This window comes from Salipiger abyssi (genome assembly GCF_017311415.1).
GTDB lineage: Bacteria > Pseudomonadota > Alphaproteobacteria > Rhodobacterales > Rhodobacteraceae > Salipiger > Salipiger abyssi_A.
This window is the reverse complement of record NZ_JAEKIS010000004.1, coordinates 1-14,168: the sequence shown is the minus strand read 5'-3', so window position 1 is coordinate 14,168 and position 14,168 is coordinate 1. Positions and strand designations below refer to the sequence as shown.

General features: G+C 66.1%; 11 protein-coding genes. 10 read left to right on the top strand and 1 reads right to left on the bottom strand.

Features of this window, described 5'->3' with window-relative positions:
* Nucleotides 1–20 precede the first annotated feature (20 nt).
* Nucleotides 21–1,118: an AbrB family transcriptional regulator gene (locus I6N89_RS06895; RefSeq protein WP_207017520.1), complete on the bottom strand. Its 1,098-nt coding sequence runs from the start codon at nucleotides 1,116–1,118 to the stop codon at nucleotides 21–23.
* Nucleotides 1,119–1,213: 95 nt separating this feature from the next.
* On the opposite strand from I6N89_RS06895, the gene I6N89_RS06890 reads away from it, so the two are divergent.
* From I6N89_RS06890 to I6N89_RS06845, 10 genes are all read left to right on the top strand, one after another.
* Nucleotides 1,214–1,804 carry a glutathione S-transferase family protein gene (locus I6N89_RS06890; protein ID WP_207017519.1) on the top strand — a complete coding sequence of 197 codons (591 nt, stop codon included), beginning with the start codon at nucleotides 1,214–1,216 and terminating at the stop codon, nucleotides 1,802–1,804.
* A gap of 84 nt (nucleotides 1,805–1,888) precedes the next feature.
* Nucleotides 1,889–2,542: a GntR family transcriptional regulator gene (locus I6N89_RS06885; protein WP_207017518.1), complete on the top strand. Its 654-nt coding sequence runs from the start codon at nucleotides 1,889–1,891 to the stop codon at nucleotides 2,540–2,542.
* A gap of 336 nt (nucleotides 2,543–2,878) precedes the next feature.
* The gene (locus I6N89_RS06880) at nucleotides 2,879–4,495 is read left to right on the top strand and encodes an ABC transporter substrate-binding protein (RefSeq protein WP_207017517.1); all 1,617 of its coding nucleotides are present in this window, start codon (nucleotides 2,879–2,881) and stop codon (nucleotides 4,493–4,495) included.
* Between the two features lie 56 nt (nucleotides 4,496–4,551).
* Entirely contained in the window at nucleotides 4,552–5,532 is a 981-nt protein-coding gene (locus I6N89_RS06875) for an ABC transporter permease (protein WP_207017516.1), read from the top strand.
* On the top strand, nucleotides 5,532–6,452 hold the full coding sequence (locus I6N89_RS06870) for an ABC transporter permease (RefSeq protein WP_207017515.1): 921 nt from the start codon (nucleotides 5,532–5,534) through the stop codon (nucleotides 6,450–6,452). The genes I6N89_RS06875 and I6N89_RS06870 overlap by 1 nt, the downstream gene beginning before the upstream one ends.
* Complete coding sequence (locus I6N89_RS06865) at nucleotides 6,449–8,344, top strand: ABC transporter ATP-binding protein (protein WP_236016477.1); 1,896 nt, start codon at nucleotides 6,449–6,451, stop codon at nucleotides 8,342–8,344. Before I6N89_RS06870 ends, I6N89_RS06865 begins: the two co-directional genes overlap by 4 nt.
* A 68-nt stretch (nucleotides 8,345–8,412) precedes the next feature.
* Nucleotides 8,413–9,624 (top strand): cystathionine beta-lyase, encoded by a 1,212-nt coding sequence (gene metC / locus I6N89_RS06860; protein ID WP_236016476.1) that lies wholly within the window; start codon nucleotides 8,413–8,415, stop codon nucleotides 9,622–9,624.
* A complete protein-coding gene (locus I6N89_RS06855; RefSeq protein WP_207017514.1) occupies nucleotides 9,621–10,394 on the top strand; it encodes an aspartate/glutamate racemase family protein in 774 nt (257 codons plus the stop codon). Before metC ends, I6N89_RS06855 begins: the two co-directional genes overlap by 4 nt.
* Entirely contained in the window at nucleotides 10,394–12,511 is a 2,118-nt protein-coding gene (locus I6N89_RS06850; protein ID WP_207017513.1) for a hydantoinase/oxoprolinase family protein, read from the top strand. The genes I6N89_RS06855 and I6N89_RS06850 overlap by 1 nt, the downstream gene beginning before the upstream one ends.
* A complete protein-coding gene (locus I6N89_RS06845) occupies nucleotides 12,508–14,154 on the top strand; it encodes a hydantoinase B/oxoprolinase family protein (protein ID WP_207017512.1) in 1,647 nt (548 codons plus the stop codon). Before I6N89_RS06850 ends, I6N89_RS06845 begins: the two co-directional genes overlap by 4 nt.
* Nucleotides 14,155–14,168 lie beyond the last annotated feature (14 nt).

Sequence of the window (14,168 nt, the reverse complement as noted above, 5' to 3'; positions counted from 1 at the left end):
TGAGCGAAGACGGTCGCCGGTCAGGCGCTGCGCCCGAACCCCGGCTTGCGCCGGACGGCCGCCCACATTGGCGCGATCAGCACGTTGCTGGCCACCATGCGCACCAGATGGAAGGCGAGTACCATTGGCACCGCGACTTCGAGTGCGGCGGCGGTTACGACCATTTCCGGGGTGCCGCCCGGCGCCATTCCCAGCAGTACCGCCCCGAGCGACAGGCCCGAGGCACGCGCCAGCACACTTGCCAGCAGCCCGAGCAGCAGCCCCAGAAACAGCGTCGACAGCGCCGAGGCGATGAGCAGCCGGGCCGAGCCCAGTACGAAGCTGCGGTTCAGTTTGACGCCCAAACCTGCGCCCATGGCCACCTGTGCCAGCGCGATCATCCAACGCGGGAAACCGCTGGGCGCGCCGAAGGTGGCGGTGAGGCCGATGGAGAGGAAAAGCGGCCCGAGGATCCAGGGATTGGCGGCGCGGACATATTTCATCGCATAGGCCGCCCCCAGGCTCGCGGCCAGAAAGAGCGTCAGCACCAGCGGTTCCACCGGGGTGCTTGTGGCGTGGAAAGGTTCGGCCCCGGCGCCCGCGCCGAGGGCGATCACCGCCGGCGGCACCAGCAGCACCACAAGCACCATGCGCATGGTCTGCGACAGGGTGACGGGCCGGGTGTCGGCGCCGGCGGCTTCGGCCAGCACCGGCATCACCGTCACTCCGCCGGGCACCGCGCAGAAAAACGCGCTTCGGGGATCGAGCCGGGCGATGGCGGCGAGCGGGCGGGTGAGCAGCGCGCCTGTGACAAGGGTCAGCAGGCTCGCCAGCACCATCCAGGGCAGCCGTTCGATCACTTCGGCGATGATCTCGGGGGAGGCACCGGTGCCGAAGCTTGCGCCCAGCACCACCAGCGCCATGGGCCGCGTGCGCGGCGGCATCGAGACCGCAAAGCCCCAGGAGAAAAGCGCCGAAAACACCAGCGCCCCGATCATCCAGCCCAGCGGCACATCGGCGAGATCGAACAGATACCCGCCGAGCAGCGCCACCGCGAAGGTCGGGATCTGGCGGAGCAGGGTGGGTAGGCCGGCGCCGTAAAGGCGGCCGTCTTGCGGTGGGATGTCGGAGGAGGCCATGAGCGAAATCTGCCATATGTTGCAGCGAGCATGTTTGACGCTTTTGAAACATAAGTATACATTGGTGTCCAGATGAACTTTGATGTGAGACTAGTATGATCACGCTTTACGGACGTCGCAATTCCTCGAATACAGCCAAGATCTATTGGGCGCTCGATGCGCTTGGTCTGACTTATGACCTGCGCGAAACCGGACGGGGATACGCGCCCACGGACACGCCGTCCTATCGCCGCCTGCATCCACATGGCAAGGTGCCCGCTCTTGAGGTGAATGGCGGGGCGATCTGGGAATCGCATTCGATCCTGCGCTATCTCGGGGCAGAGTACGACACGCCCCTTTGGCCCACCGATCCTGTTGCGCGGGCGCAGGCGGATGCCTGGATGGACTGGATCGCAACGGCGCTTGTGCCGCCGCTTGGGCGTTACCGGAAAGCGGAAGACGCGGAAAAGGCGACGCTCTTCTCGCCGGTCGCCGCAGCTTTCACGGCGCTCGACACCCGTCTTTGCGAAACGCCCTGGATCGCCGGTGAGACGATGACCCTTGCCGATATCGCGGCAGCGCCGGCGGTGCATCGCTGGTTCCTGATCTCTGCGCCGCGCCCGGCGCTGCACGGGCTGGGCGCCTATCGCGATCGGCTGCGTATGTGTGAGGGCTATCGTGCCCATGTCGAGGCTGCGCTGGACTGATGCTTGAGAGTATCAAAACATTTGGATACAGGCTTGGGCGCCGGTACATTCGTGTTCGGGAGTTCAGGGGAAGGGGCCGTTTTGGTGAAGGACACAAACAAGTCGCGAGACGTCAGCCATACGGCCTATGAACATGTCCGAGGCGCCATCCAGAACGGTGCCCTGAAAATCGGCGAGCGGGTGACCGAAGTGGCGCTGGCGGAGAAATTCGGCGTCTCGCGCACGCCGATCCGCGAGGCTGTTTCGCGGCTGGAGGCCGAGGGGCTGCTGACCAATGTGCCGCGCCGTGGTCTGATCGTCACCAGCCTGACTCACCAGCAGATCGTCGAGCTCTACACAATGCGCGAAATCCTCGAAGGCGCAGCCGGGCGCCTTACTGCGTTGAGCGGAAGCGATACCGAGCTTGCCGCCTTGAAGGAGCTGATCGACTCCGAGGCGGACGCGCTCGAAGATATGCCGCGCATGCTCGACATCAACCGGCAGTTCCACCATCTCATCGCGCTCGCGGCCCATAACCGCTATCTGTTGGCCAGCATCGAGCAGCTTTCGGTCACCATGTCGTTGCTGCCGAGCCTTTTGCAGGAGCGCGGTCGGGCGCGTATCGCGCATGAGCAGCATATCCAGATCGTGGACGCTCTGATGCGGCGTGACGGGGAGGCTGTCGAGGCCGCCATTCGCGAACATGTACGCTCCTCTCAGCGCCACCGCATGCTGGTGATGCTTCGCGGCGATTCGTGATCGGCGCGCGGGCCAGCTTTTCCGCCTGACCAATATATCGGCTTGCCCTGGCAAAGCGCTGCGAAATTCAGCGCGTAGCGCCCGGTTGTGGCGGTGATATTTTGCCATCCGGATGTGCCCCGGCAGGCCGCTGACCCCTGTCGATATGGAAAAATACTATTTAAATCATTGAAAATAAACGATTGCACCCTGTGCTCTTGCGGTGCGAACCGGTCTGCGCCATTGAACTTGGCGCATTTAAAAACATAAAAAAACACTTGCATACTAATACATTCATGACGCCAATCCTGTGTGAGAACCGGCAAACGGCATCAACGCATGACACAGGGAAACCAGATGACACTCGACAGACGCACCTTCATGGGAAGCCTTGGCCTTCTCTTCCTTCCCGGCACCTTCATCCCCGCCAGTCCCGCTTTCGCGGTGTCTCCCGATGGGACGCTGACCGTCGGCATGTCCTCGGAAAGCTCCTCGATGGACCCGCACTGGCATATCCGCACGGCCAACAGCTCCATTGCGCAGCATATTTTCGACCGCATCGTGCATATGGACGAGACGCAGAACGTCGTTCCCGGCCTGGCTGAAAGCTGGCGCAACGTGGACGAGCTGACCTGGGAATTCACACTGCGCGAGGGCGCCACCTTCCATAATGGCGATCCGGTCACGGTGGAGGATCTGATCTTCACCTATGAGCGGGCGCAGAACGTGCCGGGCGCGATCTTCAACCTTCGCGCCTATCTCGGCGGCAAGAGTTTCGAAAAGGCCGACGAGCGCACGCTTCGCGTGATCACCGACGCACCGAACCCCATCGTCCCGCGCGAGCTGTCCACCACGTCGATCATCTCGAAAGCAGTGGGCGAGACGGCGCTGCCCGAGGATTACAATTCCGGCAAGGCCACCATCGGCACCGGCCCGTTCAAATTCGTCGCCTACAAGCCGGGCGAGGTGATCGAGCTGGAGCGGAATGACGATTACTGGGGCGAGAAGCCCGACTGGAGCCGCGTGGTGATCCGTCCGATCCCGACCGGCGGCTCGCGCGTCGCGGCGCTTCAGTCCGACGGGGTGGACGTGATTGACACTGTACCGCCCTCGGATGTGGAACACCTTGAAGCCGAAGCGGGCATCGCGCTCGGGCGCGGCACGGCGAACCGCATGATCTTTCTGTTCTTCGATCACGACCGCGAGGTGACTCCCTATGTCACCGCCAAGGACGGCAGCGAGATTCCCAACCCGTTCAAGAACCAGATGGTGCGCGACGCCTTCGATCTGGCGATCGACAAAAAGGCCATCTCGGCCCGCATCCTGTCGGGCAACGGCGCCCCGGCGGAGCAGCTAGTGCCCACGGGGATCTATGGCCACAACCCGGACATCCCGCTGCGTGACGCCGATATGGCCAAGGCCAAGGAGATGCTGGCCGAGGCGGGCTATCCCGACGGGTTCAAGGTGATCCTGCACGGGCCCAACGACCGCTTTATCCGCGACAGCGCGGTGATGCAGGCGGCGGCGCAGATGCTGACCCGCATTGGCGTCGAGATCTCGGTCGATGCGATGCCGGCGAACATCTTCTACAAGCGCGCCTCTTCGGGCGGTCCTGACGGGGTGCCGGAATTCAGCTTCTTCCTGGTGGGCTATGGCGCCGCCACGGGCGAGGTCTCGGCGGCGCTGCGCAATCTCGTGCACACCTATGACAAGTCGCGCGGGCTCGGCTCGAACAACCGTGGGCGCTATTCCAACCCCGAACTCGACGCGATGATCGAGGAAGGCATGGCAACGGTGGATGATGAAAAGCGCCTGGCGATCTACCGCGAATGCTGCGCCATCGCGGTCAAGGATGTGGCCGTATTGCCGCTTTACTACCCGATCAGCGTCTGGGGCATGACAGACGGCATCGATTTCGGCGGACGTTCTGACGAGCGCACGCTGGCGATGGATTTCCACGCCGCCGCAAGCTGATCACATAGCCCCGCGGCCCGCTCCCTGGCCGCGGGGCACAAAGACCGGAAGCCCCCATGTTCGCATCCATTCTCAAAAGGCTCATCCAGGCGGTGTTCGTTGTGCTCTGCATGACGGTGATTGTCTTCATCGGGATGAATCTCATCGGCAATCCCATCGACCTGCTGATTTCGCCGCAGGCCACCCAGGCCGAACGCGAGCGCCTGATCGTCGAGTTCGGGCTCGATCAGCCCGTGTGGACACAGTACCTGCATTTCCTCGACGGGCTGCTGCATCTCGATCTCGGACGCAGCTACATCTTCAACGAACCGGCCCTCAAGGTGATCCTGACCCGGCTGCCCGCCACGCTGGAACTGGCGGTGATGGCGACGCTGATTGCCGTGGTGGTGGGGATTCCGCTCGGGCTCTATGCCGGGCTGCGCCCGCATTCGCCGGTGTCGCGGGTGATCATGAGCAGCTCGATCCTGGGCTTCTCGCTGCCGACCTTCTGGGTGGGGATGATGTTCATCATGATCTTTTCGGTCAAGCTGGGCTGGCTGCCGAGCAGCGGGCGCGGCGAGACGGTACAGATGCTTGGCGCCGACTGGTCGTTCCTGACCTTGGACGGGCTGAAACACATGCTGCTGCCGGCGATCAATCTGGCGCTCTTCAAGACCTCGCTGATCCTGCGCCTGACGCGCGCCGGGGTGGCGGAGGTGCTGCCGCAGGATTATGTCCGGCTCGCCCACGCCAAGGGGCTGAGCGCGCGCCGCGTCACCATGGTGCATGTGCTCAAGAACGTGATGATCCCGGTTGTGACCGTGGTGGGGCTGGAATTCGGCTCTGTCATCGCCTTCTCGGTGGTCACCGAGACGATTTTCGCCTGGCCGGGCATGGGCAAGCTCATCATCGACTCGATCAACAATCTCGACCGTCCGGTGATCGTTGCCTACCTCATGATCATCGTGCTGCTCTTCGTCACGATCAATCTTCTGGTCGATATTATCTACACGCTGCTGGACCCGCGCGTCCGCTTCGCTTCGGGGAGAGCCGCCTGATGCCCGTCGATCTGGCCGATCCATTTGCCGCAGAGCCGCAGGAGCGCGCCCGCCCGGTGCGGGACTTTGCCCGCGAATATGTCCGCTCGCCGGGCGCCGTACTGGGCTTCGCGGTGCTGCTCGCCATCGTGCTGGCGGCGGTCTTTGCCCCGCTGCTGACGCCGCAGAACCCCTATGACCTGATGCAGCTCGACATCATGGACGGGCAATTGCCGCCGGGCGAAAGCTCCATGGCCTATGGTTTCAACTATCTGCTGGGCACCGACGAGCAGGGGCGCGACATTTATTCCGCGATCCTCTACGGGCTGCGCATCTCGCTGGGCGTGGGGGTGGTCTCTGCGGTGAGCGCGGCGCTGGTTGGCGCGACGCTGGGGCTTTTCGCAGCCTATAAAGGCGGGCGGATCGAAGCCGCGATCATGCGGCTGGTGGACCTGCAACTGTCCTTCCCGACCATCCTCATGGCGCTGATGATCCTCGCGCTGCTGGGCAAAGGCGTGGCCAATGTGGTGCTGGCACTGGTGCTGGTGGAATGGGCCACCTTTGCACGCACCGCGCGCGGTGTCGGCATGGTCGAGAGCCGCAAGGAATATATCGAGGCGAGCTATGTGCTGGGGATCCCGGCCTGGCGCATCATGCTGCGCCATCTGCTGCCCAACTGTATCCCGCCGCTGATCGTCATCGCCACGGTGCAGGTGGCGCGCGCGATCTCGCTCGAGGCGACGCTGTCCTTCCTGGGCGTGGGCGTACCGATCACCGAGCCGAGCCTCGGGCTGCTGATCTCGAACGGCTATCAGTTCATGTTCTCGGGGCTCTACTGGATGAGCGTCTATCCCGGCATTGCGCTCCTCATCACCATCGTGGCCATCAATCTCGTGGGCGACCGGATGCGCGACGTGCTGAACCCGAGAAAGGACGCATGATGGATCGCCCCGATATGTCGATCCGGGCGCTGCCCGTGACCCCGATCCTGGAGGTCCGCAACCTCACCACCTCGTTCCGTGGCTCCAAGGGCTGGAGCCCCGTGGTGCGCGATCTCTCCTTCCACATCGCCCCGCGCGAGACGCTGGCCGTGGTGGGCGAAAGCGGTTCGGGCAAAAGCGTTACCGCGCTGTCGGTGATGCGGCTGCTCAACCCGCGCTCGGCCCGGATCGAGGGAGAGATCCTCTTCGGCGGCACCTCGCTGCCCGGCCTCTCGGACAGCCAGATCCGGGGGTATCGCGGGCGTGAGATGTCGATGATCTTTCAGGATGCGAGCCTGAACCCGGTCTATGATGTCGGTTTCCAGCTGATGGAGACGCTACGCATCAAACGCGGGCTGACCCAGCGCGACGCAAAGCGCGAGGCGGTGCAGCTTCTGGAAAAGGTGCGCATTCCGTCCGCGAAGAAACGGCTCGACGATTTCCCGCACGAGCTGTCGGGTGGCATGCGGCAACGGGTGGCCATCGCCATGGCGCTGGCCTGCAAGCCGCAGCTGCTGATCGCCGACGAGCCGACCACGGCGCTGGATGTGACGATTCAGGCGCAGATCGTAGAGCTGATCAAACAGCTTCAGGACGAAGAGCGCATGTCGGTGATGTTCATCACCCATGACATGGGCGTGGTGGCCGAGATCGCCGACCGCACGGCGGTGATGTATCGCGGCGATCTGGTCGAGACCGGGCGCACGGCGGATGTCTTTGCCGCGCCGCGCCAGCCCTATACGCGGGCGCTGCTGGCCTCGATCCCGCGTCTGGGCTCGATGAACGGCACCGACCTGCCGCAGCCCTTCGCGCTGATCGACCACCGCAGCGGCGAGCCCGTCGCGGCGGCGGAGGCCGAGGTGGCCGCGCCCCCCGCGAGTGCCGCGCCACGGCTTTCGGTCAAGGACGTGTCCGTGCGCTTCGATGTGCGCGGCGGGCTGCTGGGTGGCGTGACGGGACGGGTGCATGCGGTCGAGGATGTGTCCTTTGACATCGCGCCCGGCGAGACGCTGTCGCTTGTGGGCGAAAGCGGCTCGGGCAAAAGCACCACGGCACGCGCCATTATGGGGCTGAACCGCGTGCGTCAGGGCCGGATCACCATGGGCGATCTTGTTGCCGCAGGCGAGGGGCAGGCGCCGCGCAGCGCGCTCTGCGACCGGCTTCAGATGATTTTTCAGGATCCCTTCGCAAGCCTCGATCCGCGCATGCGCGTCGGCGATCTGCTGGCCGAGCCGCTGCGCGTCCATGGCACCGCTCAGGGCGAGGCGCTGCGGACAAGGGTGGGCGAGTTGCTGCGCGATGTCGGGCTGAGCCCCGAAATGGCGGCGCGCTTTCCGCACCAGTTCTCGGGCGGGCAGCGGCAGCGGATCGCCATCGCGCGGGCGCTGGCGCTCGACCCCGAGCTGGTGGTGGCGGACGAGGCGGTCTCGGCGCTGGACGTGTCGGTCAAGGCACAGATCATCAACCTGATGATGGAGATTCAGCGCGCACGGGGCCTCTCCTACCTTTTCATAAGCCACGACATGGCGGTGGTCGAACGCATCAGCCACAGGGTGGCAGTGATGTATCTGGGCCGGATCGTCGAGATCGGGCCGCGCCGCGCGGTGTTCGAGAACCCCGGCCATGCCTACACGCGGCAGCTGATGTCTGCGGTGCCGGTGCCCGATCCGGCGCGGCGGCATCTGCGGCGCGGGCTCGCGGTGGACGAGATCCGCAGCCCGGTGCGGCCGCTGGGCTACCAGCCGCCGCCCACCCGCATGATCGAGCTTTCGCCCGGCCATTTCGTGCTGGACGAGGGCGATGCGGCGCAGCCGCAGGCAAAGGGCCGGCCCGCGGATCTGGCAAAAGCGTGACCCGGCGCGCCGGGACGGATGCAGCCGCCACCACAGGCGCTGCCGACAACAAAAGACTGGACGAGAGAATGACAGTTTCGACTTCCCTGGATGCGGACCGGCCGCTTGAGGCCGCCGAGGCGGCCCCGGAACGCGGGCTTTCGATGGACACGCTGCTTTGCCACGCGGGCCGCCATCCCGAGCAGCACAGCGGCGCGGTCAATGTGCCGGTCTTTCACGCCTCGACCATCCTCTTCCCCACGCTCGACGCGCTGAGCGCCAAGGGCGAGGCCAAGGTACGCTACGGGCGGCGCGGTACGCCCACCACCCACGCGCTGGAAGAGGCGGTAACCGCCCTCGAAGGTGCCGAGGGCACGGTGCTCACCCCCTCCGGTGCCATGGCGATCACCATTTCGCTGCTGGCCCATGCACGGCCCGGCGCGCATTTCCTCATCCCCGACAATGTCTATGGCCCCTGCCGCCACGCCTGCACCGAGATCCTGCAACCCATGGGGGTGGAGGTCAGCTATTATGACCCGACCGTGGGCATCGACGCGCTGATCCGCGACGAGACCGCACTGGTGTGGCTGGAAGCGCCGGGTTCGCAGACCTTCGAAATGCCCGATCTGCGCGCCATCGCGGCGACGGCCAGGGCGCGCGGCGCGGTGACGGTGATCGACAATACCTGGTCGGGCGGTGTGTTCCTGCGCCCGCTCGAACTCGGCATCGACATCTCGCTTCAGGCGGGCACGAAATATCTTTGCGGGCATTCCGACGTGATGTCGGGGGTGATCGCCTGCGGCACCGGCCATCACACGCGGATCCGGGATTTCGCCGCGCGGCTCGGCGCCTGCGTGGGACCGGACGACGCCTATCTGGTGCTGCGCGGGATGCGCACCCTGTCGGTGCGGCTGCGCCAGCATCACGAGGCGGGGCTGGCCGTTGCGCGCTGGCTGCAAAGCCGTCCCGAGGTCAAGCGGGTGATGCATCCCGGTCTGCCGCAGGATCCGGGTCACGCGCTCTGGCAGCGCGACTTCACCGGCGCCTCGGGGCTCTTCGGTTTTGTGCTGCACCCGGTGGAGCGTCCGCAGCTCGCCCGCATGCTCGACGGTCTGAAACTTTACGGCATGGGGTCGAGCTGGGGCGGTTTCGAAAGTCTGCTGATCCCCACCGATCCCGCCAAGCTGCGCAGCGCGACGGACTGGGCGCCGGGGGGACAGTCCATGCGCATCCATGTGGGGCTCGAGGATCCGGCGGACCTGATCGCGGATCTGGAGGCCGGGCTGGAGCGGCTGAAATGAAACACGCCGATCTGAGACGGATCGGTGTGGTGGGGCCCGCGGGCAATATGGCGCTGGAATGGGAATTGCCGCGCCATCTGCCCGAAGGCTTCGCCATCAACCACGCCCGCGCGGTGCGCCCCGGAGGCACGGCGCTGACCGCCGCCTCGCTGGGCGAGATGGGGCGCAACGCCATCGACGCCGCGCAAAGCCTGATGCGCACCCGTCCCGAGCTGATCCTCTACGCCTGCACCAGTGGCAGTTTCGTCGACGGCCCCGGCTCCGAGGACGCGGTGGCGCAAGAGATCACTGCGGTCACCGGCGTGCCCGCGCTGACTGCCTCGCGCGCGGTTCGGTCGGCGCTGGCCGAACTCAAGGCGAAACGGGTGTTTCTGCTGACGCCCTATCCCGAAGCGATCAACCAGGCTGAGATCGCCTTTTTGACGGCGGCGGGCCATGAGGTGACCGGCTGTGTGGCGCATACCTGCGACGAGGCGCGCCCGATTGGCGCGGTGGACAGCCGCGAGACGGTCGCGCTGCTCATGCAGCAAGCAGAGATTGCCGCCGCCTCGGACACGGTCTTTCTGAGCTGTACCAATCTGCTCACCTTCGACATCATCCCCGAGCTTGAGGACCGGCTGGGCAAGCCGGTCATTTCTTCCAATCTCGCGCTGCTTCGGGCGGCGCTTTGCGAGACCGGCGCGCCGCTGCCCCTGACGGGGCCGGGCGCGCTGATGCGGCTTGCGCCTGATCCGGCCACCGCTCCCAATATCTTCGAAAGGACCGACTGATGACCGAGCCCTCCGCTCGCCTCGCCGTGGATATCGGCGGGACCTTCACCGATATCGTTCTCGAACGCGGCCCCGGCGATTTCGTCTCGGCAAAGTTCCTGACCACCCATGGCGAACCGGAACGCGCCGTGATCGAGGGCACCCGCGAGCTGGTCGCGAAAAGCGGCATCGACCCGGCGCGCATCGGGCTGGTGGTGCATGGCACCACGCTGGCCACCAACGCGCTGATCGAGCGCAAGGGCGCCAGGATCGCTCTGATCACCACGCGCGGGTTTCGGGACTCGCTGGAGATGGCCTATGAACACCGTTTCGAGGTGTCCGACCTCTATATGGAACGCCCCGAACCGCTGGTGCCGCGCTGGCTGCGGCTCGAAGTCGACGAACGGCTGGCCGCCGACGGATCGGTGCTGCGGCCCTTCGACGAGCAGAGCCTGCGCGACCTGATCCCGACCCTGCGCGCGGAAGGCATCGAGGCGGTGGCGATCTCGTTCCTGCATTCCTATGTGGACGGGTGCCACGAGCTTGCCGCCGCCGAGATCCTGCGCCGCGAGATGCCCGAACTGCGTATCACACTCTCGCACGAGATCTGCCCCGAGATCCGCGAATACGAACGCGGCTCCACCGCCTGCGCCAATGCCTATGTGCAGCCGGTGATGGAAAGCTATCTGCGCCGCCTCAAGACCGGCATCGCAGGCCTGGGCATTCCGGGCGAGATCATGCTGATGATGTCCTCGGGCGGGCTTTGCAGCCTGGATGTGGCCTGTGCCCAGCCGATCAAGCTGGTGGAGTCCGGCCCCGCGGGCGGCGCGGTGCTGGCCGCCGATATCGCTCGCGAAATGGGGATCGAAAAGGCCATCGCCTTCGACATGGGCGGCACCACCGCCAAGCTGGTGCTGATCGACGACGCCACCCCGCAACAAAGCCGCAACCTCGAAGTGGCGCGCGCCTACCGCTTCCTGCGCGGCTCGGGCATGCCGCTGCGGGTGCCGGTGATCGACCTGGTCGAGATCGGCGCGGGCGGCGGATCGCTCGCCCATATCGACAGCCTGTCCTGCGTCGCCGTGGGCCCGGAAAGCGCAGGCTCGGAGCCGGGGCCGGCGGCCTACGGTCTGGGCGGCACCCGCCCGGCGGTGACCGATGCGGACCTGATCCTCGGCAAGATCGACCCGGAGGGCTTTGCCGGGGGCAAGATCGCGCTGGATCTCTCGCTTTCGGCAAAGGCGCTCGATGCCCATGTGGGCGGGCCTGCGGGCATGGACACCCGCACCGCCGCCATCGCCGTGGTCGAGGTGGTGGATGAGAACATGGCCAATGCCGCGCGGGTACATGCCACCGACAACGGCGCGCAGCTCGAAGGGCGTACGATGATCGCTTTCGGCGGCGCGGCGCCCATGCATGCGGCACGGATCGCGCAGAAACTGTCCATCGACCGGGTGATCGTGCCGAAAGGCGCGGGCGTGGGCTCGGCGCATGGTTTCCTGCTGGCGCCGGTCGCCTATGAGGCGGTGCGCACGCGGCTCTTCGCGCTCGATACGCTCAGCATGGCGGATGTGCAGGCGCTGGCGGGCGAGATGCGGACCGAGGCCGAGGCCATCGTGCGGCTGGGTGTGCCCGAGGGCGAGGCGCTGCGCGAGAGCATCGCGGTTTATATGCGTTATCGCGGGCAGGGGCACGAGATCATGGTGACCCTCGACGCGCTGCCCGCGCCCGAGGCGCTGGTGGCGACGCTGACCGAAGCCTTCGAGGCCGAATACCGCCGGCATTTCGGCCGCGTCATTCCCGGCATGGAGATCGAGTGCCTGACCTGGAAGCTGGCGCTCTCCGGTCCACCCGCGCGCCGCGCCGTGCCGAGCGCGCCTCCGGTGGCGGCCGCAGCCCCCGCGCCGCGCAAGACCCAGGTTCTGGTCGATCTGCTCAGCATGAGCGATGGCGAGGCGGGCGTCTATCTCCGTCCCGATCTCGCGCCGGGGGCGAGCCTGACCGGCCCCGCCATCATCACCGAATTCGAAACCAACACGATGGTGCCGGCGGGGTTCACCGCCACGCTCAGCGCCGAGGGCCATATCGTCATCGAAGCCATGGCCGAGGCCAGCGCCCGCCGGGGAGAAGCAGCATGAAAGACGGAACCGATCTCATCCAGCTCCAGGTGATCTGGAGCCGCCTCATCGCGGCGGTGGAGGAGCAGGCGCGCAGCCTGATCCGCGCCGGCTTCTCGACCTCGACCCGCGAGGCGGGCGATGTCTCGGCGGGGGTGTTCAACACCGGCGGCGAGATGATCGCCCAGGCGGTGACCGGCACGCCGGGGCATATCAACTCGATGGCGCGTTCGGTGAAGCATTTCCTTGATGTGTTCCCGGCGGCGAGCATGTCCGAGGGCGATGTCTACATCACCAACGACCCGTGGAAGGCGACGGGGCACCTGTCCGACCTCTCGGTGGTCACTCCGGTGTTCCGCAACGGGCGCTTTGTGGCGCTTTTCGCCTGCACCACCCATGTGGTGGATATCGGCGGCAACGGCCCGTCGCCGGAATCGCGCGATGTCTATGGCGAGGGGCTTTTCATCCCGATCATGAAGATCGCCGACCGGGGCGTGATGAACGAGAGCCTGCTGCAACTCGTCCGCGCGAATGTGAAAGAGCCGGTGCAGGTCGAGGGCGACATCTTTGCGCTGGTGGCCTGCAACGACGTGGGCGGGCAGCGGCTGCTGACCATCATGGACGAATACGGGCTGTCCGAGATCGACACGGTGGGAGACGAGATCTTCGCCCGCTCGCGCAAGGCGATGATGGAGGAGATCGGCAAGCTGCCCGGGGGCACCTGGCACAACGAGATGACCATCGACGGCTACGAGCATCCGATCACGCTTTGCGCGGCGGTGACCGTGGACGATACCGGCGTGCATATCGACATGGAGGGCACCTCCGAGGCGTCGCGCTACGGCATCAACTGCCCGATGTGCTACACCGAGGCCTATGCCTCCTTCGGGGTGAAATGCCTGGTGGCGCCGCGCCTGCCCAACAACGCCGCGACCATGGCCTGCATCACCGTGACCGCGCCGGACGACTGTATCGCCAATGCCAAGTTCCCGCGTCCGGTGGTGGCGCGCTCGACCATCGGGATGTTCCTGCCCGATCTGGTTTTCGGCTGTTTCGAACAGGCCATCGACGACAAGGTGCCTGCCGAAAGCACCGGCACACTCTGGAACATCCGGCTGGGCGCTCAGCCCTCGGGCAACACGCGCGGCTTTATGGTCACGACCTTCCACAGCGGTGGCGCGGGGGCGCGCCCGGCGCTCGACGGGCTGTCGGCCACGCCGTTCCCCTCGGGGATCCGCAACGTGCCGGTGGAGGTGACGGAGTCGATCACCTCTCTGGTGGTCTGGCGCAAGGAGTTCCGCCCGGATTCCGGCGGCGCCGGGCGGCTGCGCGGTGGGCTCGGCCAGGTGATGGAGATCGGCAATCGCGAGGATGCGCCGCTGACGCTCTATGCGCGCTATGAGCGGGTGGAAAACCCGGCAAGGGGCCGCAAGGGCGGGCTGCCGGGCGCACCCGGGCGGCTGAGCCTCGGTTCGGGCGGCAAGCTCAAGGCGAAAGGCGTCCTGTCTATCCCGGCGGGCGACACGGTGGTCGTCGAGATGCCTGGCGGCGGCGGCTACGGCGCGCCCGATGAACGCGCCACCGAGGCATTGGCGCTGGATCTGCGGCGCGGCTTCGTGACCGAGGACGCGGCGGCCCGGCACTACGGCAAGGCCGCTTCGTGACGCAGGCGGCGCGG